The organism is Serpentinicella sp. ANB-PHB4, assembly GCF_031432315.1.
Taxonomy (GTDB): domain Bacteria; phylum Bacillota; class Clostridia; order Peptostreptococcales; family Natronincolaceae; genus Serpentinicella.
This window is the reverse complement of record NZ_JAVKGO010000001.1, coordinates 124,051-149,194: the sequence shown is the minus strand read 5'-3', so window position 1 is coordinate 149,194 and position 25,144 is coordinate 124,051. Positions and strand designations below refer to the sequence as shown.

Below are 25,144 nucleotides of genomic sequence, written 5' to 3'. Positions count from 1 at the left end.
CTAATTCCCCCTTCAGTCTTACCCTTTTGTTATATATTGAATGCACTTGTTATCTTGGCAAATATCTGATTAATTGTACTTTTTCTATACTCAGGTTGAGAATTAAATTTATTATCTAATTGTTTAGATATATAGTTAACCTCTTCTCTATCCACACTAATATGGACATATTGGTTTGCATTTGGAGAACGCATATCGAAGCGATTTATTGCTTCAGTTTGTATTACTCTTGAAGATGTCATACTCTTATATTCAATTTCTAGGGTTTGTTTTTGATTCTCTAGCTGAGAAAGTTGTCTAGTTAGATCGTTTAAATTATGTGTCTCTCCACTTATAACTACATACCTAGCTAAAATTAATAAACAGGCAGCTGCACCGATAAACAATAATGAAAAGAAAACAACTTTATTAACACTATATTTTTTTTGTTTTTTTAATCTTTTCTGCTCTTTAAACACTTCATTTTGTTTTTCTTCTACATGATAATTGTATTCATATTTTTTTTCAGCTACTACCAATTTATTCACCCCTTTATCCCTTTAGAACTTGACTCTATACCCTTTCTGCTACTCTTAATTTTGCACTTTTAGATCTGCTGTTGTTTTCTAGCTCTACTTTTCTTGGTACTATTGGTTTTCTTGAAATAATTTCAAGCTTCTTTTTTTGATTACATGTACAAACAGGAAACTGCGGCGGACAAATACATGGATCATTTAATTTTTTAAAAGTATTTTTTACAATTCTATCTTCCAACGAATGAAAGGTAATTATACAAATACGTCCTTTTGGTGCCATATGCTCTGTTATTTGTTTAATCGTCTTGTCAATTATGTCTAACTCTTTATTTACTTCTATACGTATAGCTTGAAAAGTTTTCTTTGCTGGGTGCGATCCCTCTTTTCTAGCTGATTTAGGTATTGCTTTTTTTATAATTTCCACTAATTGTCCAGTAGTAGCAATTTTCTGTTTTTTTCTTTCATCTTCAATGAATAATGCAACACGTTTGGCCCACTTTTCCTCACCATATTTCCATATTATATTAGTTAGATCTTTGACTGAATAATTATTAACTACCTCCATTGCACTCAATGGACTACTTTGATTCATCCTCATATCTAACTCTCCATCATTCATATATGAAAATCCTCTTTCTGCTTTATCAAGTTGAGGGGATGACACACCAAGATCTAGTAAAACTCCATCTATCTTATCAATCTTTAAGTCTTTTAAAATTCCAGCTATATTTTCAAAATTATTATGTACTAGCTTTATCTTACATTTCATGTCTGCTAATCTGGTTTTTGCTACCTCAATAGCATTAATATCCTGGTCAATCCCAATTAACAAACCATTTTCATCTAGTTTCTTAGCTATTTCTTTTGAATGTCCTGCTCCTCCAAGGGTCCCGTCAATATAAATCCCATTTTTCTTTATATTTAAATTTTCTATGCATTCTTCTAGCATAATTGGCATATGAAAAAACTCCATCTAATCGTCACATCCTTAAATTCCTAATTCTTCCATCTTTGATGCAATATCATCGTAACTTAAATGAGATTGGTTGTTATATATTTCCCAATTTTCTTGACTCCAAATTTCTATTCTTGTTGCAACGCCAATAATGATACTTTCTTTTTCAAGAAGCGCATGTTCACGTAGATTATTGGGGATTCTTATTCTTCCCTGGTTATCCAATTCGCATTCTGCTGCACCCGAGAAGAAAAATCTGACAAACGCTCTAGCATCTTTATTTGTCATTGGTAAAGTCTTTAGTTTATTCTCAAGTATTTTCCACTCTTCCATAGAATATACAAATAGACAATTGTCTAATCCTTTAGTAACAATAAAATTAGTGCCTAGCTCTTCTCTAAATCTTGAAGGCATGCTTATACGACCCTTGCTATCAATATTATGATTAAATTCTCCTATAAACATTGTCACCCCGCCTTTGGGATTTGCCCCCACTTTATACCACTCTTCACCACTTTATTAATAAATTCGTTAACAATTGTGAAATTCCTTCTCTCTAATCTGTTTTTTTTTATTTTTTTAAAATATAGGACAAAAGTGCTAAAGGGCAATCTGTATACAGATTGCCCTTTAGCACTTTTGTAAGAATATACTTATTTTGTTTTATATTACCGAAGTCTAAACAGGAAGTTTCTCTTCTCTGTAATAATTTATGATTAACTCATCAAGTTGAACACTTAAATCATATATTTTCTCATACTCCACTTCATTTACAATAAACTCATTTAATTGTCTTTGCATATTTTGTATATCATTTTTTATCATATGATCACCCCATATTTTTAGTGTGGTATCACATATATTATACAAAAACTTGCATTAAGTCAAAGTAATTTACGTCGATATTTGGAAGAATTTTGTTGTTATTCTTTTATTTTCATCATTTTATTCTCTATTTCTAACTATTATGCAAAATATAGATCATTTTTTATTGGAATTTGGTTTTTTCTGTAAAGTATAATAAAAAGCCATAGATACAATAATTAAAACAATACTTATTACTTGAGCCACTCTTAAAGGGCCAATCATTAAGCTGTCTGTCCTAAGCCCTTCTATAAAAAATCTTCCTACAGAATATAGTATTAGATACAATAAAAAAAGTTGTCCATCTGCTTTTTTCTTCTTTGTAAAGTAAAGTAAGAAAAAGAAAACTGCAAAATTCCACAAAGATTCATATAAAAATGTTGGATGTACCATCATTCCATCAATCTCAATTGCCCAAGGCAATTCGGTTGCTCTACCATAAGCTTCTTGATTAAAGTAATTACCCCATCGTCCTACAGCTTGTCCAAGTATTATACTGGGTGCACAAACATCAGCTAACTTTAAGAAACTTATTTTCTTCTTCTTGCAAAATAAATAACCTACTACAACACCTGCAATTATTCCTCCATGGATCGCAAGCCCTCCTTGGCGAAATCTATAAATATCCGATAAATTTTGACTATAATAATCCCATTTAAAAATAACATAGTACGCTCTAGCCCCGAGTATGGCAGCAGGTATTGCAAGCAAACACATATCTACAACAGTTTCTTCATGCAACCCAACCGCCACAGCTCTTTTAGTTGCTAATATAACACCTAATATTATACCTAAAGATATAAGTATTCCGTACCAAGCTACTTGTATACCAAATAACTCAAATGCTATTGGATTCAAATTGTCACCCCCTCTTATTATTGCTACGAAGCTATTATATACCTTAAATTTATTTTTTACAAATCAACTATTGCTTATGTAAAATGAACAAAGGAGAAGAATGATCTTCACCTTCGTTCATTTTGATTTCTTAATTTGCTGGGTTTGTAGGTGTGATTCTTCGAAGTATCTCCTCAATTTCTGTTCCAAAACCACTTAATGGTCTACCTTGACCTGTTTCATTCGCTATATTTTCAATTCTGGTAAATAAATCAGGGTCAGTCGTTACCGAAACTCTATCAATTTCTCTATCCGCTTCTCTAACAACTCTTTCTACATCATTTTGTAAGTTCTGGCCAACATTATTGTCACCCATGGTGTCATCCATTGTAGTTATTCCTACAATAGCTGTGTTATCTGTTATTAAAACTGTGGCACTATCAACCTCTGGTAAATCAGTTACAGCATCTGCTATTGTATCTGCTCTTGAAGATAAATCACCTACACCTGTCATATCGTTGTTAGGTTGCTGATTTCCCTCTGGCGTGTCAGCTCCAGGTGTAGTCTCACGCAACTCTGTTTGTTGGTTTTGGTCTGGCGCTGGTGTAGGATCTGGTCTTTCTAATGGTCTACACCCTGTGGCAAAAGCTGCAAAAACAAGTACTAAACAAAATAGAAACATTAGATTTTTTTTGTTTTTCATTTATTCACCTCCTGTACTTATTTTCTCACGATTTGCTATTTTTATTTTGGTTTTTTTTTCATTTTTTAATAAGATTAATAAGTCATATTGTTGGAATAATAAGCTAAATAATAATATATCGGTTGCTAATGTTTACTGCTTCATATATAATTATTTTTGTTGTTTAGACTTAGAAATGAGAAAGGAAGATTATAATGAAATTAGGGATTGTTGGGTTGCCAAATGTAGGTAAGAGTACACTTTTTAATGCCATCACTCAAGCAGGTGCAGAATCTGCTAACTATCCTTTTTGTACAATTGAGCCTAACGTTGGTGTAGTTGCTGTACCAGATCACCGATTACATACATTGGAAGAGATGCATCAATCAGAGAAAGTCCTTCCAGCTACTATTGAGTTTTATGACATTGCTGGTCTAGTTAAGGGCGCTAGTAAAGGAGAAGGTTTAGGAAACAAGTTTTTATCACATATACGTGAAGTTGCTGCTATTGTCCATGTTGTAAGGTGTTTTGAAGACTCCAATATCACTCATGTAGATGGCGATGTTAACCCTATTAGAGATATTGAAACAATAAATCTTGAACTTATTTTTTCTGATCTTGAAATGGTGGAAAAAAGAATTCAAAAGACTGAGAAATTGGTTAAAAGTGATAAAAGTTTACTTCCCGAACTAACTCTACTCAAAAAGATAGTAGTTTCTTTAGAAGAAGGAAAATCTGCTAGATCTATAGAATTTAATGCTGAAGAAAAAGAAATTTTAAAAAATATAGACTTGTTATCTTCTAAACCTATCATCTATATTGCAAATGTTTCTGAAGATGAAGTTGCTGAAGGTGGTAGTAATAACCCTTATGTTAAGCAACTACGTGAATTTGCTAAAAATGAAGATGCCGAAGTTGTTGTAATATGTGCAAAAATAGAAGCAGAAATTGCTGAGTTGGATGATGATGAAAAGGACATGTTTTTAGAAGAACTTGGTTTAAGTCAATCTGGGTTAGACCGATTAGTACAAGCCTCCTATTCATTGCTTGGTCTTATAAGTTATTTAACAGCAGGACCTAAGGAAGTTCGAGCTTGGACAATAAAAAAAGGTACTAAAGCACCTCAGGCGGCCGGGAAAATTCATACGGATTTTGAAAAAGGATTTATTAGAGCAGAAGTGGTTGCTTATGATGATTTAGTAACGTGTGGTAGTCATAATGCTGCAAAAGAAAAAGGACTTGTTAGACTTGAAGGAAAAGATTATATTGTTAAAGATGGTGACGTTATTTTATTTAGATTTAATGTTTAAAGCCCTGTTATTACAGGGCTTTTTTTATATTTATTAATATCCTTTTGAATTGTTATCAGTGGTTCCTAAGACAATATTTACGGATGCGCTTGCACCTATACGGGATGCACCTGCATCAATAAGCGCTGTGGCATTTTCTAATGTCCTAACACCACCTGAAGCTTTCACTCCTAAATCTGGACCTACTACTTCTCTCATTAATTTTATATCTTCAATATTAGCTCCAGCAGTACTAAATCCTGTAGATGTTTTTACAAAATGAGCTCCTGCACTTTTAGATATTTTACATGCTTGAATTTTTTCTTCTTCCGTTAACAATGCAGTTTCTATAATAACCTTTACTATTGCGCCATTGGCAGCTTCTACTACTGATTTTATATCATTAAGTAAAAAGTCAGTATCGCCTTCCTTTAACTTTCCAATATTGATAACCATGTCTATTTCATCGGCACCTTTTTTAACAGCAAAAGTCGTTTCAAAAGCTTTACTTTCTGTAGAAGAAGCTCCTAGTGGAAATCCGACAACGGAAGTGACTTTAACGTGGCTATTCTTTAGTTGATTAGCTACAAACTCAACATTTGCACTGTTTATGCACACGGAGTAAAATCCATATTGCTTAGCTTCATCACAATATCTTTTAATTTCGTTTTCAGTGGTTTCGGCTTTTAGTACTGTATGATCAATGTATTTTGCTATATCTTTTATCATATTCACCTCTATTAGTATTTAATAAGCTCTACTAATTCTCTATTTTTTACTCCTGCTGCGTTACCTTCATCAACATCTACATGCATTTCAAGGTCATATGATGGGTTAACTCTTACAAGTACATTTTCAAATATTAAGGCTCTCTCGCCTTCTGTTTTCACTTGTACCCTCTCTTTGTCTACTACGTCTAGCTTTTCTGCATCTTCAACACCCATATGTATGTGCCTTGCAGCAGCAATAATCCCTTCTTCGATTACAACTTCACCTTTTGGTCCAATTAATTTTGCACCTGGACTACCAGCAATATCTCCTGAATCTCTTACTGGTGGGTTAATCCCTAATACGAACCCATCTGCTAATGAAATCTCTAACTGCGTACTGTTTCTCGCAGGTCCAAGTACCCTTATTCCTTTTATTGTTCCCTTTGGTCCTTCTACATCAACCTTTTCTTGTGCTGCAAATTGTCCTGGTTGAGATAGATCTTTAAATTTTGTTAACTCATATCCTTCTCCAAAAAGGATCTCGATATGCTCTTGGCTTAAGTGCATATGTCTGTTTGATAATGCAATTGGTATCATCTTTTTACTCATTTGTTTTTCCTCCTTTATGTATATCATACAAAGTAAATTATACGTCTTTTGATGCAAAAAATCAAACCATTAGATATTTGTTTCTCAAATAAATCACTAAAAATCAATTCCTAAATAATTTTACACTAGCTCGTAAAAATCTTCATTATATTATTTTTCTATCTTATTCAATAGATAATTTTTCTAATATATTACTTATACCCATGAACAAGCCTTTATAATATTTATAATTTTTTAGTCTATATTATTTATTAAATAACTGATCGATATCAATTACATCTTTTGTTTTGTTTTTTTTCTTTAACATATATGCTGCCAATGAAATTAGTCCTAACAGTAAGGTTGTTAACGCAACTGTTTTATAGTAAGTACTATATGGTATATGTCTGGATAGTATAAGTAAATATATGGATAGTAAAAAATAGCCTTTTACTTTTTGTCCTGAAAACATCACATTTTTATATTGACTCCATTTTCTTTCTTTTTTGCTTATTTTATTTTCAATAATTTCATCTATTTCATCTTCATCAGGAAATAAGTTGCATTTATCAATCACTCGTAATAGCATATCTTTATTAATTAGAATCAATTTAAATTTCCCATGTAATTGTTCTAAGAAATTATAGGTATCTTGAGTAAAGTCTGATGTTGTTATTACTACTCCTTTGTTCACCTCGTTTTTAACTGAATTCTGAAAAAATTCTCTTACTTCTTTTAATTCAACATCTACATCGGCTTTGTATAAATAAAATAGTATGTTAACACGTTCGCCATTTAATGCTGCATTTAACTCAATAACTTTATTTTGAACCGACTCAAATTTAATATTTTTAAAATGTAATGTACTTAATAAATTATAGATATAATCCTGTGCCTCTTCTTGCGTTTTATTAGTTAATTCTTTATACACCTTTTGACCTGCTAAGGATTTACGTTTTAAGATTTTATTTTTACTAAGTTTTTTTTCTCTATGTTTTATTAGAATAAAATGGATTACTGTTAAAATAACTAAAGCTGTTAATCCAGATGTATACACGTTATTAAACTCCACATATGTAAATGTAAATATTACTAAAAAAACCATAAAACGTACTAAAACATAATCAAATACTTTTGCTGTTTGATTCCTTTGATCCTCTTTAGATTGCATATAATATGCATTAAACCTTCGACTACTACTTCTATTCTTACTATACCCCTTTACTTGACCTGTTAAAAATTGAAAAAAAGCATTAATATTTTTCATGTTGTCCTCCTTTATTATTTTCTAATTTAAGTATTGACAACTTTATAACAAATTAAAATCCTCTTTTAATAAAGAGGATTTCAATTTGTTATCTATGCCATTGCTTTTTCAAGTTTATCTAGATGTTGCAAAGGAAAATGTTTCAATAGTTCTTTGAATTGATCCACTGAAAGTCCCTGTGTCGTTGTATAAATTTCTATTTTACCGTCTAAATCAGCATTAATGAAATTTTGTTTTACTTCCTCAAATTTAGCTTCCATTGTATACCTCCCCTAAATAGTTTAATACTAGTATGGAGTCTTACTTAATATAATATACACAATGAAAAAAAGATTTTGACTAGTCTAAAACTGCTATATATGGTAGGTTCCTATATTTTTCTGCATAATCTATCCCATAACCAACTATAAATTTATCTGGTATTTCAAACCCTAAGTAATCAATTTCTATGGCACACTTTCGTCTTGAAGGTTTATCTAATAATGTACATATTTTTATACTTTTAGCATTTCGATCTTTTAGATTTTTAGTTAGATAATCAAGGGTCAGTCCAGTATCAATAATATCTTCTATCACTATTATATGCTTATCACTTATATCTAAATCTAAATCCTTGAGTATTTTTACTACACCCGAACTCTCTGTAGAATCCCCATAGCTTGATACAGACATAAAATCGATATACACTGTGTCGATTTTAATTTTACGAATTAAGTCAGCCATAAAGACATTAGCACCTTTAAGTACACCAATTACTACAATTTCATTGTGCTGGCTGTAATCTCTTGTTATTTGTTCACCCAGTTCCGTAACCTTTTCCTTTATTACTTCTTCGTTAATTAATACATTTTTTATCATTTTAACACTTCCCCTTTTGTAAAGTTATTCTAAATCAATTGCCATTGCAAAAAATACATCTGACAATCGGTTAATAAACTCTAAGATGAGTATATTGAAATTATTTGTTCGTTTTAGTGAAGCTAGCCGTCGTTCTAATCTTCTAGTTAATGCTCGTGACATATGTAAATAACTGCTTTCTTTATTATTTCCAGGTACTATAAAGTTTTCAATCACATGATCTTTCATTGTATTGTCTATAATACTTTCAAGCCATTTTACATCTTTTGGGTCAATTCCTTGTTTATTATTCTGGCTTAATTCAGCGCCTATTATAAATAACTTTCTTTGGATATTTAGAATATTATTATTTACTGGTATATCAGTTATGTGTGTACGAGTTATTCCTAGTAATGATACTAACTCATCTAATGTACCAAGACATTCGATTAAAATATCATCTTTTTCTTTTAGTGCATTGCCTGAACTTGTTGTGCCCCTATCTCCTATTTTCGTGTATATAGACAATTCTATCACCTCATACTAATTTGAAATTATTAGTTAATACATGATACTATTAAATAAAACATTGAAAGTGGTGTCAAATATGAATTACCAAGATATTATAAAGGCTTTTTCTAATAATAGTAAAAACAATGATCGCGCTAATAGTTACTCTGTATTAATTCCCATTATTGAAATTAACAATGATCTACATCTATTATTTGAAATTAGATCATTTACATTAAAACACCAACCAGGTGAAATCTGCTTTCCAGGTGGTAAAATAGAACCAAATGAGTCACCTCTATTTTCTGCGATTAGAGAAACTGAAGAAGAAATTGGTATCAAACAAGAAAACATAGAAGTCGTAGGTGAACTTAAACCAATTTCAACACTGTTTAATACAACCATCTATTCTTTCTGCGCTATAAACAAAAACATAAATATAAATAAGTTAAAGCTTAATAAAGATGAGGTAGACTCAATATTTACAGTCCCTTTATCTCATTTCATTCAAAATCCACCTACTATGCAAAAAATAGACCTTAGCCTAAACTTTTCTGAGGATTTTCCTTATCACCTTATACAAGGAGGCAGAAATTATGATTGGCGCACTAATTTTTATGAGATTTATTTTTATCAATACCAGAATCAAGTTATTTGGGGCCTTACAGCAAAAATCCTTAAAAACTTTATAGACATTATTACTAAATAATGTCTATAAAGTTTTTTTATACTTCGTACATTATAACATACTTATAAAAGCGTATGAATGATACCCTGTCAATAATGTATTAACCCCTATATATGTAAAAAGTATTGCAATAAAACCTAATACAGAAAAAACTGCGGCCTTTTTGTTTTTCCACCCTCTTGTCAGTCTTACATGTAAATAGACGGAGTATATAATCCATGTAATAAGCGACCAAGTTTCTTTAGGATCCCATTGCCAATATCTTCCCCAAGCTTGTTCTGCCCATATCGCACCACTTACTATAACTATGGTTAACATTATAAATCCAATTGCAGTTGCTCTATAACTAATTGTATCTAAAGTCTTAAAGTCTGGTATATGATTTGAAATAAAGTTATCACTTTTAAACTTATCTCTTATTAAGTACATCAGAGATATACCACACGCTACGGCAAAAGCACCATAACTTATAACAGCTGTTAAAACGTGTATTATAATCCATCTACTTTGAAGTGCTGGCATAAGAGGTCTTATTTCTCTAGATTGTAAAGCTGCATAAAAAGCTATTAATAATATAAGTGGTGTTACAAATGTACCTAGTGCTTTGAAATTATATTTTTTTTCAAATGCAGCAAAGCATAGTGCTATACCCCATGCAAAACTTGTTGCAAACTCATATTGATTTGACAATGGAAGTCTACTTGCCTCTACTGTCCGTACTGTCAATGCTATGGTATGAAATGCAATCCCTAATTTTATTATCAAACTCCCATACTTCGCATACTTTTCTTTTCTTAACATAAAAAAAACAATGTAAGCGATTGTTGCTAAACTATACAAGCCTAAAGCTATAAAAAAAGCGTTCCCTTCTTTAATCATATAATTCTCCTCCTATACCTGTATTGATAAATTTTTACCATATAATACAATTTTATTTTTCTTCTGATGTATTAAAATTTCTTTTGGCTTAAAATAAAAACATAATACAAGTCCAATGACTATAATAATTGATCCAATCAAAGCCCCCATTTTTCCTTTCATTTCATTAATTTGAAGATATGTGTACATCTGAGGATTATCAAATATAAACTTGTAGTTGTTCCACTCTATCGTTTCACCTATAGAAGAAACATTCATATCTACTCTTTGACCGTTATAAAAAATTGTATATAAAACATGGGGGTTGTTCATCTCATTAGATGCAGAAAATAAGCCTTGCGGGGTCATTATTAAATCTGGGTAAAACTTGTTAAACTGGATTACAATATCATCTCTATTTTCGTACATAACAGTACTCTCATAAAATATGTCTTCCATTATTAATGTGTCATTGTGATAAACTTGTATATTTGATGCCCAACCAGTAGCTGTCTGATAAAAAGTTAATCCATCATAGCGCATAGGATTATTGACATAAATTTTCTCGCTTTTTATATGTTGATTATCAGATGTTAACAAATCTACTTTTGAAATATATTGTTCAATACTACCATCTTCTCTATACTCTATATCAAATTCATTGATTCTTAAATTTAACTCAGTACCTTCTATAGGTTTAGACGTTGTAGGCACACCATATACAGAGGTAGTAAATTCAGTATAATGACCGTAGGAATAGAAACAGATAATCAATAAAACACCAAGATGTATCATCCATGACCCAAAGTATCCCACTTTATTTTTTTTATAGTAGTATGTACGCTTCTGCCCATCTTCCTCATGATTAATTTTATTAAAACCATATTTTTTAGCTATTTCTTGTGCATTGCTAAATTCAGTCTGTATCTGTTTCATAGATTTATTACTTGGTATCTTTCTTATTTCTTTGATAATTATATTTAAACGCACTATACTACACAGTGACAGATTAATCATTAGTGCTATGCATCCAAAAATAAAGTATTTTGAATAGAAAATATCATACGCTTTTGTACTCACTATAAGTCTTGACATATTTTCCGAGTATCTCGATAAATAAAATGCTTCATCTCTACCTTGTGGAATAATAGAACCTATGACAGAAAAAACTCCAATGATTACAAGTAATATTAACCCTAACTTCATAGATCTAAGGAATTTTAACATTTTACCCATAGGGTAAACCCCTCCTTTTTTTATTTTTTAAACCACCACTTATTATCGTGGTGGTTTGATATTTATTCTCTGTGATTTGCTAATATTTCTAGTGCTTCCTCTGCATATTGTTTTGCATCCTCTAAGGTTTTTCTTGACTTATCGGCGTTATGGAATCCTGTACTATTTTCTACGAAAACAAAATCCCAACGGTACTGTGATTTCCTGTGAAGACTCCATAGTTCTTCAACTGTATCGTCATCCAAACTTCTCTCTTCTAGTGCTTCAGCAAACTCTTCAATTAATTGAACTAGTAAAGTACTCACTTCTGCTTTTTTTGCATCTATTTCTTTTTGTATATCTTCGACCCACTCAATAAGTTCCTGTTCTCCTTCTCCATGACAATAACCACAGGATTCACCAACTGTTTTTAGAGGGCTTTTTGCCCAGTGTGATGTATATGTTTCACCTTCTTCTTCCATGGTTGGCATATGACAATCTGCACAACTTATTCCAAATCCATCATGTATACTACCAGTATACATTTCAAATTCTGGGTGCTGAACTTTGATCAATGGTGTCCCTGTTCTCGGATGTTTCCAATCGTAAAAATCTCTTTCATCAAAATACGCTTCAATTTCATCTACACCTAAACCGTTATCCCAAGGTAAAATTACTTCTTTGGTTTCGGGTTCTAAAAAGTACTCTACATGACATTGGGCACATGCCCTTGTTCCAGGATCAATTTCTAGGTTTAAATTCTCTATTGCATTATCTAAATGTGGCAATGTTACGTGAATATTTTTTCCAGGTTCATTTCTGTGGCAGTTATAACAACTAATCGGATGTTGTACTTCCTGTACAGTGGTGTGAAAATCCATTGCAAACATTTCATCCCCATACTTAACATGTAAATATTCATACTCTCCTGTTTTACAAGCTAAACATGAAGCACCTGGTTTTGGTCTTGATGTATTAATAACATCATCTAAAGAGTAGTAGTGCCCTCTTGCTGCAAAGTATTCTTTCCCAAAACCTATTCCATCATACAAAATTGCTATTTCTGGATATCTCTCAAGATAGTCTATAGGATGTAGGCCTCCTAAAGATGTGTCTTCTATTTCCCAATCTTTTGCCCTGGATGTATTGATAAAGGATTGATATATTAACGGATATTCGTCTTTCCAGTGCTCCGATGATACTATCATTTCCTCCATAGGTGGCCTTTCTAATGCTCTTTCTTCTTCACCGGTTTCCGGTGGATCATCCTCTTCACTAGCAGTTCCACAACCTATCTGGATAAATATTAAAAATAATGTTACTAGTATACAAACAAACTTAGTTTGTTTTTTGTTCATATTTAATCCTCCTAATATTTAACTTTGATATAATTTATTGTTTCAAATTATTAGGGATTTTATGTGCTAGAATTATCAAAAACATAAAAGCAACTACATTGTGTAGTTGCTTTTATAGCTTTAAATTTAATTAAGTTATATACAATTTTATATCAATTTTTTTAGTGTCTCACCTATACTATCATTAATGACTAGGTTTGCATTGTTATCATAGGGTGTTTGATCTTTATTGATCAGAATTAAATTTGAACCTGTAAAATAATTGATTAATCCGGCTGCTGGATATACAACTAAAGAAGTACCTCCAATAATTAATACTTCAGCATTTTTAATATAGTTAATTGCATCTTCAATTACTTTACTGTCTAAAGCTTCCTCATATAAAGTAACATTAGGTCTTATAATACCATTACATTTATTACATCTTGGTATATCCCCTTTACTGGCAACAACATCTGCTAGCTGATATCCATTATCACAGCTCATACAATGATTTTTATAGATACTTCCGTGAAGTTCAAGTACATTTTTACTCCCAGCTTTTTGATGTAACCCATCTATATTTTGTGTTATGACAGCCCTTAATTTTCCTTGCTTTTCTAGATTAGCCAAGGCGTTATGTGCAGCATTAGGTTGTGCATGGGCATATACCATATTTTCTATGTAGAACTTGTAAAACTTGTCAGGGTGCTTTTTAAAGAAACTATAGCTAAGCATTATCTCTGGAGGATATTCTTCTTTTTTATTAAATATTCCCTTATCTGTTCTAAAATCAGGGATATTACTTTCAGTAGATACCCCAGCCCCTCCAAAAAAAACAATATTGCTGGATTTCTCTACTATTTTCTTTAACTTATCTATCTTATCGTTCATTATAGACTCCCCCTCAAAACTTATTTATATTAGTATATACTACATTAATATAAAAAAACCTCCTATATAATAAAATGTACCCTATAGAGTAGACACTTAAAAAAAGTCTACTTATAGGGTACTTTTGTGTATAATTAAGAAAAAATAGTAAATGGGGAAATAAAATGAGTAAGAGATTGTTTACGGAAAAGGAAATAAAAATATTATCTAAAAATCACTACGTTAAATCTGTTAGTGCAAAAGGGATCACTTATACTGATGAATTTAAACGAATTTTTATTACTGAAAATGAAAAAGGTAAATTTCCAAGACAAATATTTGACGAACATGGATTTGATATAGACATTATCGGAAAAAACCGTATAAAGTCTTCAGGGAAAAGATGGCGTGCGGCATACCAAGCAAATGGTGTAGAGGGTTTACAAGACACCCGTAAAGAAAACCCCGGTAGACCAAGTGAAAAGCAACTCTCTATCGAAGAGAAATATGAAAGGTTAGAGGCTCAAAACAGCTTATTAAAAGCAGAGTTAGAATTACTAAAAAAGATCGATATGGCAGAGAGGAGGCTGAAAAAGAAACGGAAATAAACATTCCTGTATCCCAGAGGTTTGAACTAATTAAATCCGTAATTGAAAAGTTTAAATTAAAAAACAAAGTGAGGTATTTATGTAAGCAAGCCAAGGTGTCCCCTTCAGGATACTATAATTATTTCTCATTAGCGTCACTTGAGAGAAGAAAACAACGTGACAAACAAGATGAACTTGCTAAAGAGAAGATACTTAAAGCCTTTAACTATAAAAGACGCAAGAAGGGTGCTCGTCAAATTAAAATGACTTTAGAAGGCGAATTTAATATCAATTACAACCTAAAACGTATTCGCAGGATTATGAAGAAATATGGCATTATATGTCCTATCAGAAAAGCTAATCCATATCGTCAGATGGCGAAAGCAACTAAGGAACATACTGTATTACCAAACAAATTAAATAGACAGTTCAAACAAAATATACCTGGAAAAGTATTATTAACAGATATCACTTATTTATTTTATGGAAAGGGAAAGAAAGCTTATTTATCCACTATTAAAGATGGTTCAACCAATGAAATTTTAGCTTATAACGTTTCTGATCGTATCACTCTAGATATCGCTACAGATACGCTTTTACAGTTGAGAAATAACAAGAGAGTTAAATTTGCAGATGGAGCCTTCATCCATTCAGATCAAGGATTTCATTATACAAGTCCAATCTATCAGAAAATGGTTAAGAAATATGGTTTAGAACAATCCATGTCGAGACGAGGAAACTGCTGGGATAACGCTCCACAGGAATCATTTTTTGGTCACTTCAAAGATGAAGCATCTATTAAGCCTTGTGAAACACTAGCTGAATTAAAGCGTGAAATTAAGAGTTACATGTCTTATTACAACAACTACAGATATCAGTGGAATTTGAAAAAGATGACCCCTGTACAGTACAGGAATCATCTTTCTAGTGTAGCATAGTCTTTTTTTAAAAAGTCCTTTACAAAGGGTACACTTTATAAAACAGGAGGTTTTTCAGATTTATTTTTTTAATTGTTTTATTACATGGGCCATATTATCTGCTAAATGGTCCATAATACTAGCCCCTTCTAAATCCTCTTCTGCATCTACAGCTCCACCTTTTCCAGCTACACCCACATTCCAATAATGAGATCCTATTACTATTAGATCATTTACTGTCATCCATAAAGCTAATTCTGCAAATGTGAAGTTTTGACCAGCTCTTCTTGCAACGGTAATAGGTGCTGCAACTTTACCCGAAAATGCAGTTCCTTTCCACTGGTAATTTTCTGATTTATCTTTCATATCATTATTAATCCATCTTCCAAGAAACCCTGCTCTATCAAGTAAAGCTTTTACGATAGCCGTTGATGAAGAATTATATACGGGAGAGCCTACTAATATCCCATCCGCTTCAAGCATTTTGTTAAATACTTCTTCGAAGTCATCCTTTTCTAGTGTACATTCTTTAGCGGTTATACATCCATAACAACCGGTACAATGGTGAATTTTTTTATCTCTTAATGTTATTAGCTCTGTTTCTATGCCATGTTCTTTAATTTTATCTAGTGTGTATTGTACATAATATTCTGTATTACTCTTTTCTCTAGGACTGCCTGTAATACCAATGACCTTCATGTTAGTCCCCCTTATTGTTTTTAATAATACAAACTTATTCTTGTACTTTACCCCATCTAACTATTGAACAACCAAATCCATAACCAGTACCCGCACCTAACAGTGCTAAAATAGAACCATCTTTTACTTTATTTTCATTAATCCCATGGTTTAGTGCTATCAGTTGATCTGCATGGCCACAATGACCGTCATTTATCAAATAAGATGTTTTTTCTTTCTCAATACCAAGGTCTGCCATAATAGCATAGTGTGCTTTTGGATTGATGTGATTAATACCAATAAAATCTATATCACTCTCTTGTAAATCGGAAGCTTTTAGTGCTTTTCTAACAGCACCAGTAAAGGAAGGCAATGATTTTGTAGCTAGTCTTTTCTTCATACCTTCTGGATCTGTTAACGTTATCAGTTTTGCTTTTCTTAGTTTTTCAGGATCCTGTCCAATTTCATCTGTGATAGGGTATAGAGTACCACCATACTTACCTATTACATCTTCAGCAAATGAAGACTCTGTTATAATCCCTGATCCTAATATTTCATTTTCAAAATGATCTCTTTTAATAATCATCGCAAACCCAGCTGGACTCATATTAAACATAAATGATTGGTTTGGGTCTTCATAGTCAATTAAGTATGCATTTGTATTTCCACCTGTTATTAAAACTGTATTTAGACTTTCATCCGCAAACATCATGTCTTTTGCAACTTTTAGAGCAAGGGGGGTTCCAGCACATCTAAAGGATAAGTCCCATGCATAGGCATTTGTTGCACCTATTTCCTCTTGTACTTTTATTCCTACTGTCCAACAAACATATTCAGCATAGGTTTCCCCTGCATATAAGATCATGTCGATCTCTTTTGGGTCTATGTTAGCTTTTTCTATTACTGCTTTAGATGCTTTTGTAGCCATTATACCTGAATGGTCCTCAGGTCCACCTACGTATTTTCTACCAATCCCCATTTTGTCTCTTAAAATCTCAGGGCTTATATTTACTTCTTTGGAAAGTTCTTCTGCAGTAATTGTTTTTTCAGGTAAATAAACTGAGTAATCAACTAATCCAACTCTAAATTTTTTCATAATATTACCTCCAAATAGATTTTATATAGTTAATAATCTAACTGTTATTGATTATAATAATATAATTTGCAATATCTGTGCCAAGTTTGTAAACTTTATTTCGTTGAAATTTAAATGGTTTAAAGCTGTTAATAAATGTTAATTGCTGTTTGTAACAATTTGTTTCATTAATTGAAGTTCTAGTTTAATTATTCAAGTAACGTTTTGTTACTTGAAACATTTTGTTACTACTTACTCTCTACTAAGTTATCTTTTTCTGCCATTCCCTTTAAATTTACTTTTTTCTTAATAATATATAAACTTAAAAAATATATCGCAGAAATGAATAATGGCAACAGCATTTCGGTTGGACTTTCATGCATATTAATTGATCTAGCAAAAAAATAAGTATACGTAAATGTCCCGGGAACCATCCCTACAATGCTGTATAAAATATATTTTTTGAAGGGAATATTTGTAATACCCAAAAGATAATTCGTTAATGAAAAAGGTACAAAATAGATGTTTCGTAATAAAACAATATAAACAGGCTTTATCCCTTGTATTAATTTAAAATACTTTTGATTTTTATTACTAATACCATCGACTATACGTTTTCTATATATCCGCTGTACAGCTTCTTTTCCTAGGTGACTTGAAATAAAAAAAGATATACTGGCACTAATCGTTGCTGCAGTTAGTGAATATATAAAACCATATCTCACCCCGAATAAAACTCCACCTAAAGCTTTCATCCAAGAAATGGGAACGCATAAAACACTCAATATAACCGTCAGAACAATATAAATAATACCGATATACTGACTTTCTCTAAATTGATCAAATAACTCCATTAAATCATCTTTGGTATTTAAATTTAACCGTTGATTTATATATATACAAACCAAAAGCAACATTACTATTATTAATATATTTATAAATTTTTTATGTTTCAAAACGAAATGACCCCTAACTAATAAATTTTCTCATTAAATTATATCGTATTATATACATTAGTGGGTGTCAATTACTAGAAACTTCTTTTGAATATGGGATATTTCATCTTTATTTATCCTATACCCCCATGTATGTAATAATAACACGTAAATATTTTGATTTAATGTTTTAATACTTTTAAATTTGAATATATTATTTATGGGTATAAGTTTATAAATATGATTTATGACGGAGGTAGTATTAATGGATAGGAAGCGTGTACTAAGTATTTTTAATCTTCTAGTTTTTATTGGCACAATAGTTGTGAACTTTTTAGCAAATCAGTTGCCCATTAACAACCTAACTACTGGTGAAATATCTGCCCTTTATCCTAACTTATTTACACCAGCTGGATTCACATTTTCCATTTGGGGTTTAATTTATACCTTACTTGGTATATTTACTGTCTATCAACTAATAGTGGCTTTTAATACTAAGAAAAAGGAACAAACTTTCGTAGATAAAATTGGAATTTGGAATATTATTCTTGGTATTGGCAATATGTCATGGATATTTGCATGGCACTATCTTTATATAGGAACTTCTGTAATCATTATGCTTGTCATGCTTATTTCTTTAATTATGATTTATAGAAACTTAGGTATTGGTAAGGGATCTAAACCAAAAAAAGAAATTTATTTTGTTTTTATAAATTTTAGTGTTTATCTTGGCTGGATTAGTATTGCTACGATTGCTAATATTACGACTTTTTTAGTTTCAATTGACTGGAATGGATTTGGTATTTCGCAGCCATTTTGGACAGTAATTGTCATGTCAATAGGTATAATACTGGGTCTTTTATTTATATTTAAACACAATGATATATTTTATGGGCTAGTTATTAATTGGGCTTTATTTGGAATCTATATTACAAGAACATCAGAAGGCACAGTATCAATACCCTCTATTATTGCATGTTCTGTTATCGGAATAGTTATTATTTCTATATGTATTATTTACGCTTTAATAAGAAAAAGCGCCTATATATTCAATAATTAGAAAAGTTAATTTCTCAAAATTCTTCCAGACAATATATTAAGGCAAAACAAAAACACTTTCTATTAAGGAAGTGTTTTTTAAGTTAAGCGAGTCGATCTATAAGCCGAGTTCTGTCTTGGATGATCATCTGTCTAGGTCTATTGTTACCAATAGACTCAAGCAACCTACCACGGGACGCGACGAGCAGCCGCACTAAATCTCCCTACTTGGTCTTGCTCCGGGTGGGGTTTACAGAGCCAACTAGTCGCCTAGTTGCTGGTGAGCTCTTACCTCACCTTTCCATCCTTACCCAACACTCAATCTAAGTACTATAATATAATGTAAATTATTAGAATACTTAGATTAAATGTTGGGCGGTCTATTTCTGTTGCACTTTCCTGAGAGTCACCTCTACTGGGTATTACCCAGCACCCTGCTCTACGGAGCTCGGACTTTCCTCGTTCACAGTTATCTGTGCCCGCGATCATCTGACCTACTCGCTAATATATTTAATTGTTTAAGTTCTTCAGGAGTACTATCGTAACATGTTTTTCGTTCTTTTGTCAAAATGTAAATATTGTAAACTTATAAAGTGTTACTCTTCTTAATATATAAATTTTAATATATTATTGCTTATTACGCTTTGGTGCTAGAACATTGATGAAGAATTTATATATTATCACATCTTATACTGTTAGTCAAAAGAGTTATATTTATAAACCCATAGGGGGACCCTTTTAGGTATCAATAATGTCGGATATATATATATATATATTATCCTCCTATACGTTTAAGAATGGATTGTTTTTAGTTTTTGTTTTTAAGAGGTTTACATTTATATCTTTTTTAATAAATTCTTTTTCTAAGTAGTTAAAAAGTAAATCTTTAAAATAAACTTCTGATTCATAGTGTCCAATGTCTAATAAATTTAGTTTAAGTTCAGCTGCTAACTGGGCATCATGGTATTTAATATCCCCAGTTACTAATAGGTCACACCCTTTTTGTGACGCTAGTTTTATATAGTCAGCTCCACTCCCATTTACTATAGCTATTTTTTCTATAAAATCCTCTAAGTCTCCAACTGCTTTACACTTATTTAAAGAGAAGGTCTCTTTTAAGTTATGGATTAATTCTTCAAATCTCACTGCTTCATTAAGTTTTCCCACTCGACCAATTCCATTACGTATTTCTTCCTCATTTTCAAGCTTATAAATATCATATGCCACTTCTTCATAGGGGTGTGCATCTATCATTTGTTTTATCGAAATACTTAAATATGATTTTGGTACGATTGTTTCAATTTTCACTTCATCTGTTTTTACTATTTCCCCTTTTTCACCAATAAAAGGATTTGTACCTTCTAAAGGCCTAAACGTACCTTGCCCCCTTGATCTAAAAGTGCAGTGGTCATAATTTCCAATATGTCCCGCTCCTACTTTTGAAAGTGCATTGGCTACCTTTTCTTCATATTCTTCGGGAACGAAGACAACTATTTTATAATAGGTTTGGGTGCTAATAGGGTCTAAAACTTGTAAGTTATTTAGTCTTATTTTATTTGCAATATATGCATTGAGCCCTTTTTCTGCTGCATCGATATTTGTATGGGCAATATAAATATTAATATTATGCTTTATAGCTTTATGTATGATATTACCTTTATAGTCTTCTTCTAAAATATTTTTCAAAGGTAAAAAAATTAGTGGGTGATGTGCTACAATTAGCTGCACCTCTTCTTCTATGGCTTCGTTTATAACTTCATCATTAACATCTAAACATAACAGTACTTTATTAATTTCATCACCGTTACTGCCAACTTGAAGACCAACGTTATCCCAATTAAAAGCTAATTTTTTTGGTGCTAATTGTTCAATTATATCTGTTATTTCTTTGACTGTAACCACGCTTTGACCTCCTTAAGTGAATGCAGTTTTCTCATGCTTTTTTCGTATATATTGTTATTTTCACTTGTTTTAGAAGACTTGATTTGTGTTAAAATTCTTGATTCTTTTTGAATCTTTCTTTCAACAAATTCGATTGCTAATTCTATATTGTTATCTTCAATATGAAACCCTATATCATAAAAAATTTCTTTCTCTACATGCTGTATTCCTTCTGATGCAACTATAACTTCATAAATTTTTTCATCTTCTTTTATAAGGATATCTTTATCTATTTTGTAATTATTTTGTACTAAATACCGTCTTAGTACATCTTGGGCTTGCATTGGCTGGAGAATAAACTTCACTATGCTTTTTGTTATTTGGGGATTAGCTTCTAATAATTCACTTATCAAAATCCCACCCATACCTGCAATAATAATTGTATCAACTTCACCTGTTGTCAAAGTCTCAAGACCACTTCCCTGGCGAATACTAATACTATCTTGACATTTGTATTTTTTTGCATTAATTTCAGCAGTCTGTAATGGTCCCTTGTTTACATCTGAAGCTATTACAAAACTACTTATTTGTTTTTGAACTAAATAAATAGGTAAATACCCATGATCTGTTCCTATATCAGCGACCTTACTTTGCTTTTCAATTTCATTTGCTATTTTGTTTAGTCTTGGCGTTAATTGCATTTCTATTTTATTACCTTTCTATCTTGTATATTTTTTGTTTCTTTTTAAAAACTAATACTTAAGGAGGGATCAATATGACCCATACTAATAAAAAGAACAAAGATATTAAACCAACAGAGGAAATTTCAAAATTTAGCTGGGGCGGTAGAACTCAAGAATGGGAAGAAGAGTCCGAGCAGCTAATGCATGATCTTCAAGATCAAATAGACAATCAAGAAACTAACGAAGAATTAAATAAAAAAATCGAGTACGGTAAACAAAAACAATATTGGTAGAAAAATAGATTCGCTTTAAGCGAATCTATTTTTTATTCTAAATAATCTTTCAACTTTTTACTTCTACTTGGATGTCTTAACTTCCTTAATGCTTTTGCTTCTATTTGTCGAATTCTTTCTCTTGTAACTTCAAACTTCTTGCCTACTTCTTCAAGGGTTCTTGCACGTCCATCATCTAAACCAAATCTTAATCTTAAAACCTTTTGTTCTCTTGGCGTTAAAGTGTCTAAAACATCAACTAACTGTTCTTTCAGAAGAGAAAAAGCTGCAGCTTCAGCTGGTGCTGGAGCGTCATCATCTGGAATAAAGTCGCCTAAATGACTGTCTTCTTCTTCCCCTATTGGTGTTTCTAAAGAAACAGGCTCCTGTGCTATTTTGAGAATTTCACGCACTTTTTCTTCTGATATGTCCATTTCTTCAGCGATTTCTTCCGGTTTTGGCTCTCTTCCTAATTCTTGTAATAGTTGTCTAGATACACGAATCAACTTATTAATGGTTTCAACCATATGAACTGGTATTCTGATAGTACGAGCTTGGTCAGCAATTGCTCTAGTTATTGCTTGTCTGATCCACCACGTTGCATAAGTACTAAACTTATAGCCTTTTCTATAATCAAATTTTTCTACTGCTTTTATTAGACCCAGGTTACCTTCTTGTATTAAATCCAAGAACAACATGCCTCTACCTACATATCTCTTCGCTATACTTACTACTAGTCTAAGATTGGCTTCTACAAGTTTTTTCTTTGCGTATTCATCACCTTGTTCCATTCTTGTGGCTAAATCTATTTCCTCATCTCCAGATAACAAAGGTACTTTTCCTATTTCTTTTAAATACATACGGACAGGATCATCTATGTTGACACCTTTTAATAGAGCTATATCATCCTCTATATTTTCTTCTACAATTTCTTTTTCTATATCATCAGCATTAATATCCGCATCATTTATTTCAATATCCTCTTTTTCTCCGACAACATCGATTCCCATAGTAGCTAAATGTTCATATAATTCATCTATTTGTTCCTTATCTAAATTAATGTTATCAAATGTGTCCATGATTTCTGTATACGTTATCATACCTCTTTTTTTGCCTTTTTCTATTAACTTCTTTATCGACTCTTTATTCACATCTTTTATACTGCTCACTTTTTTCCCTCCTTTCTGCTATTTAATACTCTGTATATCTCTGTTGATTTCCATAATACGTATTCCTATATTCAACAATTCCTGATCGACCTCTTCCTTAGTAGTATTTCTCCTGTTCATAACTTCATGTTGTTTTTTTTGTAATACTTTTAATTCGTAAAGTAGTTTATATTTCTTAAGGTTCTTTTCATAGTTATTTAGGACTACATCAATATTGACATGTTTCATATTTAAATTTACTATTTCATAAATATCATTTTTAAGCTCAGGTAAATCATTAATAATTATATTCTCTTCTATTAAGATCTTGTTATTTAATTTCTCTTTTATATATTCAACAATTCGTTGATGGTTTCCTATTAAAAAGTCAGTTGATTTTACTTTATTAACAATATCTAATGCTTTTGTTGTATTTTTGATTAGTATATTGATTAATTGCCTTTCAGCGATTATATGACCTTTTTGTTCAGCATATGAAACTGCTTCGATATACTTATTATTATTTCTTTTGTTGTTATAAGTATACTTATTATTACTCTTGTTATCATCCAATACCCTTTTCCCATATATTTCTTGTTTTAATGCGTCAATTGATAAGTCAAATTCACTATGGACTTTATTAATGTATAAATCTTTTTCTATATGGCTCTTAACTTGTTTTATTACTTTAACTATTTCTTTGCTAAACTCAATTTTTTCTTCTAAAATATTTATATTATATTGTTGTTTTAAAACAAAGATTTTATAATCAATTAAACTCATAGCTGTGTGGATTAACTCGTAGAATTTTGTTCTGCCTTTTGTTTTTATATACTCATCTGGATCAATTTTTTCTGGCAAAATAGCTATCTTTACTCTTATATCCAGTTCTTTTAAAGTCTCAATTCCCCGGGAAGTTGCTTTTGCTCCTGCACTATCACCGTCGAAACATATAACAATTTCATTACAATATCGTTTTAAAGTATTTCCATGATCTTTGGTGAAGGCAGTTCCTAAAGTTGCTACTACATTTTTTATGCCTTCTTGGTACAAGGCAATTACGTCCGTATATCCTTCAACTACAATTATCTGGTTGTTATGGACATTTTTTCTTGCGTTATTTAAGTTATATAATGTTTTCCTTTTATTAAATAACTCTGTCTCTGGAGAGTTTAAATATTTTGGTAAACTCTCGTCTAAGACTCTTCCACCAAAAGCAATTACGTTGCCTCTAACGTCAAATATAGGAAATAACACCCTATTCCTAAATCGATCATAGTAGCCTTCTTTTTTTTTAGGTATAATAAGGCCAGCTTTTTCAATTTCACTTTCAGCGTATCCTAGCTGTTTCAAATGAGAAATTAGGCTATTCCACGAATCTTTTGCATATCCAATACCAAACTGACTAATAGTTCTTATAGAGTACCCTCTATTTTTTAAATAATTCAAAGCAGGATTACCTGGCACTTTAAGATTTTGGTAATAGTACTTAGCTGCATGTTTATTAATTTGAAGATATTTACTAATGTTTCTGCTTGTTTCTTTAGATACGTTTGTATCTTCAAAGTCAATTTGCATATTCACTCTTTGTGCTAAATACTTTACTGCTTCAATAAAGTCTAGGTTCTCAATTTTCATAATGAAACTAATAGCATCTCCACCTTCGCCACAACCAAAGCATTTATAAATTTGCTTTTCTTTATTTACTACAAAAGATGGTGTTTTTTCACTATGAAAAGGACATAACGCTTTGTATGTATTCCCACTTTGCTTTACATTTATATGGTCTGAAATAACATCTACAATTTCATTCCTTTCTTTTACATCATTAATTATATGTTCTGGAAAACCTTCCATAATATCACCTAGTTTAATTTTCATTTATATATATTACTTCTTCTTTTA

The 25,144-nt window shown here is 31.4% G+C and carries 28 protein-coding genes and 1 other RNA gene; 5 read left to right on the top strand and 24 right to left on the bottom strand.

Features of this window, described 5'->3' with window-relative positions:
• Positions 1–29: 29 nt before the first annotated feature.
• The 6 genes from RH915_RS00845 to RH915_RS00820 form a co-directional block, all read right to left on the bottom strand.
• The gene (locus tag RH915_RS00845; protein WP_310477348.1) at positions 30–527 is read right to left on the bottom strand and encodes a cell division protein FtsL; all 498 of its coding nucleotides are present in this window, start codon (positions 525–527) and stop codon (positions 30–32) included.
• A 25-nt stretch (positions 528–552) separates the two neighbouring features.
• A complete protein-coding gene (gene rsmH, locus RH915_RS00840) occupies positions 553–1,488 on the bottom strand; it encodes a 16S rRNA (cytosine(1402)-N(4))-methyltransferase RsmH (RefSeq protein ID WP_310477347.1) in 936 nt (311 codons plus the stop codon).
• A gap of 15 nt (positions 1,489–1,503) precedes the next feature.
• A complete protein-coding gene (gene mraZ / locus RH915_RS00835) occupies positions 1,504–1,935 on the bottom strand; it encodes a division/cell wall cluster transcriptional repressor MraZ (protein WP_310477346.1) in 432 nt (143 codons plus the stop codon).
• A gap of 213 nt (positions 1,936–2,148) precedes the next feature.
• Positions 2,149–2,295: a Spo0E family sporulation regulatory protein-aspartic acid phosphatase gene (locus RH915_RS00830; protein ID WP_310477345.1), complete on the bottom strand. Its 147-nt coding sequence runs from the start codon at positions 2,293–2,295 to the stop codon at positions 2,149–2,151.
• Between the two features lie 156 nt (positions 2,296–2,451).
• Positions 2,452–3,192, bottom strand: coding sequence for a prolipoprotein diacylglyceryl transferase (lgt, locus tag RH915_RS00825; RefSeq protein WP_310477344.1), 741 nt, complete (start codon positions 3,190–3,192; stop codon positions 2,452–2,454).
• 130 nt (positions 3,193–3,322) lie between these two features.
• Positions 3,323–3,874, bottom strand: coding sequence for a YhcN/YlaJ family sporulation lipoprotein (locus tag RH915_RS00820; RefSeq protein WP_310477343.1), 552 nt, complete (start codon positions 3,872–3,874; stop codon positions 3,323–3,325).
• Positions 3,875–4,068: 194 nt separating this feature from the next.
• On the opposite strand from RH915_RS00820, the gene ychF reads away from it, so the two are divergent.
• Positions 4,069–5,163: a redox-regulated ATPase YchF gene (ychF, locus tag RH915_RS00815; RefSeq protein ID WP_310477342.1), complete on the top strand. Its 1,095-nt coding sequence runs from the start codon at positions 4,069–4,071 to the stop codon at positions 5,161–5,163.
• Positions 5,164–5,196: 33 nt separating this feature from the next.
• Here the strand turns inward: ychF and deoC are convergent, their stop codons facing one another.
• The 6 genes from deoC to RH915_RS00785 form a co-directional block, all read right to left on the bottom strand.
• Entirely contained in the window at positions 5,197–5,871 is a 675-nt protein-coding gene (gene deoC, locus RH915_RS00810; RefSeq protein WP_310477341.1) for a deoxyribose-phosphate aldolase, read from the bottom strand.
• An 11-nt stretch (positions 5,872–5,882) separates the two neighbouring features.
• A complete protein-coding gene (gene pduL / locus RH915_RS00805; protein ID WP_310477340.1) occupies positions 5,883–6,461 on the bottom strand; it encodes a phosphate propanoyltransferase in 579 nt (192 codons plus the stop codon).
• Between the two features lie 244 nt (positions 6,462–6,705).
• Positions 6,706–7,707, bottom strand: coding sequence for a restriction endonuclease (locus RH915_RS00800; RefSeq protein ID WP_310477339.1), 1,002 nt, complete (start codon positions 7,705–7,707; stop codon positions 6,706–6,708).
• Positions 7,708–7,799: 92 nt separating this feature from the next.
• Positions 7,800–7,967, bottom strand: a complete 168-nt coding sequence (locus tag RH915_RS00795; RefSeq protein WP_310477338.1) for a hypothetical protein — start codon at positions 7,965–7,967, stop codon at positions 7,800–7,802.
• A gap of 79 nt (positions 7,968–8,046) precedes the next feature.
• Positions 8,047–8,565, bottom strand: coding sequence for a hypoxanthine phosphoribosyltransferase (hpt, locus tag RH915_RS00790; protein ID WP_310477336.1), 519 nt, complete (start codon positions 8,563–8,565; stop codon positions 8,047–8,049).
• Between the two features lie 24 nt (positions 8,566–8,589).
• The gene (locus tag RH915_RS00785; protein ID WP_310477335.1) at positions 8,590–9,072 is read right to left on the bottom strand and encodes a cob(I)yrinic acid a,c-diamide adenosyltransferase; all 483 of its coding nucleotides are present in this window, start codon (positions 9,070–9,072) and stop codon (positions 8,590–8,592) included.
• Positions 9,073–9,151: 79 nt separating this feature from the next.
• Between RH915_RS00785 and RH915_RS00780 the strand changes: the two genes are divergently transcribed.
• Entirely contained in the window at positions 9,152–9,763 is a 612-nt protein-coding gene (locus tag RH915_RS00780) for an NUDIX hydrolase (RefSeq protein ID WP_310477334.1), read from the top strand.
• Positions 9,764–9,793: 30 nt separating this feature from the next.
• Here the strand turns inward: RH915_RS00780 and ccsB are convergent, their stop codons facing one another.
• The 4 genes from ccsB to RH915_RS00760 all read right to left on the bottom strand — a co-directional run bounded on the left by ccsB (position 9,794) and on the right by RH915_RS00760 (position 14,046).
• A complete protein-coding gene (gene ccsB / locus RH915_RS00775; protein WP_310477333.1) occupies positions 9,794–10,621 on the bottom strand; it encodes a c-type cytochrome biogenesis protein CcsB in 828 nt (275 codons plus the stop codon).
• Between the two features lie 12 nt (positions 10,622–10,633).
• Complete coding sequence (locus RH915_RS00770) at positions 10,634–11,836, bottom strand: cytochrome c biogenesis protein ResB (protein ID WP_310477332.1); 1,203 nt, start codon at positions 11,834–11,836, stop codon at positions 10,634–10,636.
• Positions 11,837–11,898: 62 nt separating this feature from the next.
• Complete coding sequence (locus RH915_RS00765; protein ID WP_310477331.1) at positions 11,899–13,173, bottom strand: ammonia-forming cytochrome c nitrite reductase subunit c552; 1,275 nt, start codon at positions 13,171–13,173, stop codon at positions 11,899–11,901.
• Positions 13,174–13,320: 147 nt separating this feature from the next.
• Entirely contained in the window at positions 13,321–14,046 is a 726-nt protein-coding gene (locus RH915_RS00760; RefSeq protein WP_310477329.1) for an NAD-dependent protein deacylase, read from the bottom strand.
• 164 nt (positions 14,047–14,210) lie between these two features.
• Between RH915_RS00760 and RH915_RS00755 the strand changes: the two genes are divergently transcribed.
• Positions 14,211–15,550, top strand: a protein-coding gene (locus RH915_RS00755; RefSeq protein WP_310477328.1) for an IS3 family transposase whose coding sequence is annotated in 2 segments (ribosomal slippage) — positions 14,211–14,604 and positions 14,604–15,550 — 1,341 coding nt in all. Because the reading frame shifts where the segments join, the coding sequence is not laid out codon by codon here.
• A gap of 60 nt (positions 15,551–15,610) precedes the next feature.
• On the opposite strand, the gene RH915_RS00750 is transcribed toward RH915_RS00755, so the two are convergent.
• From RH915_RS00750 to RH915_RS00740, 3 genes are all read right to left on the bottom strand, one after another.
• Positions 15,611–16,228 carry a flavodoxin family protein gene (locus RH915_RS00750; protein WP_310477326.1) on the bottom strand — a complete coding sequence of 206 codons (618 nt, stop codon included), beginning with the start codon at positions 16,226–16,228 and terminating at the stop codon, positions 15,611–15,613.
• Positions 16,229–16,262: 34 nt separating this feature from the next.
• A complete protein-coding gene (locus RH915_RS00745) occupies positions 16,263–17,303 on the bottom strand; it encodes a 3-oxoacyl-ACP synthase (RefSeq protein ID WP_310477325.1) in 1,041 nt (346 codons plus the stop codon).
• Between the two features lie 227 nt (positions 17,304–17,530).
• Complete coding sequence (locus RH915_RS00740) at positions 17,531–18,238, bottom strand: TVP38/TMEM64 family protein (RefSeq protein ID WP_310477324.1); 708 nt, start codon at positions 18,236–18,238, stop codon at positions 17,531–17,533.
• Between the two features lie 244 nt (positions 18,239–18,482).
• Here RH915_RS00740 and RH915_RS00735 point away from each other — a divergent pair, with 244 nt between their 5' ends.
• Positions 18,483–19,277 carry a tryptophan-rich sensory protein gene (locus RH915_RS00735; RefSeq protein ID WP_310477323.1) on the top strand — a complete coding sequence of 265 codons (795 nt, stop codon included), beginning with the start codon at positions 18,483–18,485 and terminating at the stop codon, positions 19,275–19,277.
• Between the two features lie 83 nt (positions 19,278–19,360).
• Here RH915_RS00735 and rnpB read toward each other — a convergent pair.
• The 3 genes from rnpB to RH915_RS00720 form a co-directional block, all read right to left on the bottom strand.
• An RNA gene (gene rnpB / locus RH915_RS00730) (RNase P RNA component class A) lies at positions 19,361–19,756 on the bottom strand.
• A 282-nt stretch (positions 19,757–20,038) separates the two neighbouring features.
• Entirely contained in the window at positions 20,039–21,157 is a 1,119-nt protein-coding gene (locus RH915_RS00725; protein WP_310477322.1) for a Nif3-like dinuclear metal center hexameric protein, read from the bottom strand.
• The gene (locus RH915_RS00720) at positions 21,136–21,837 is read right to left on the bottom strand and encodes a tRNA (adenine(22)-N(1))-methyltransferase (RefSeq protein WP_310477321.1); all 702 of its coding nucleotides are present in this window, start codon (positions 21,835–21,837) and stop codon (positions 21,136–21,138) included. The genes RH915_RS00725 and RH915_RS00720 overlap by 22 nt, the downstream gene beginning before the upstream one ends.
• 74 nt (positions 21,838–21,911) lie before the next feature.
• Between RH915_RS00720 and RH915_RS00715 the strand changes: the two genes are divergently transcribed.
• The gene (locus RH915_RS00715) at positions 21,912–22,112 is read left to right on the top strand and encodes a hypothetical protein (protein ID WP_310477320.1); all 201 of its coding nucleotides are present in this window, start codon (positions 21,912–21,914) and stop codon (positions 22,110–22,112) included.
• 32 nt (positions 22,113–22,144) lie between these two features.
• Here RH915_RS00715 and rpoD read toward each other — a convergent pair whose 3' ends face one another.
• Positions 22,145–23,260, bottom strand: a complete 1,116-nt coding sequence (gene rpoD, locus RH915_RS00710) for an RNA polymerase sigma factor RpoD (RefSeq protein WP_331618230.1) — start codon at positions 23,258–23,260, stop codon at positions 22,145–22,147.
• An 18-nt stretch (positions 23,261–23,278) separates the two neighbouring features.
• On the bottom strand, positions 23,279–25,120 hold the full coding sequence (gene dnaG, locus RH915_RS00705) for a DNA primase (RefSeq protein ID WP_310477319.1): 1,842 nt from the start codon (positions 25,118–25,120) through the stop codon (positions 23,279–23,281).
• Between the last annotated feature and the right edge of the window lie 24 nt (positions 25,121–25,144).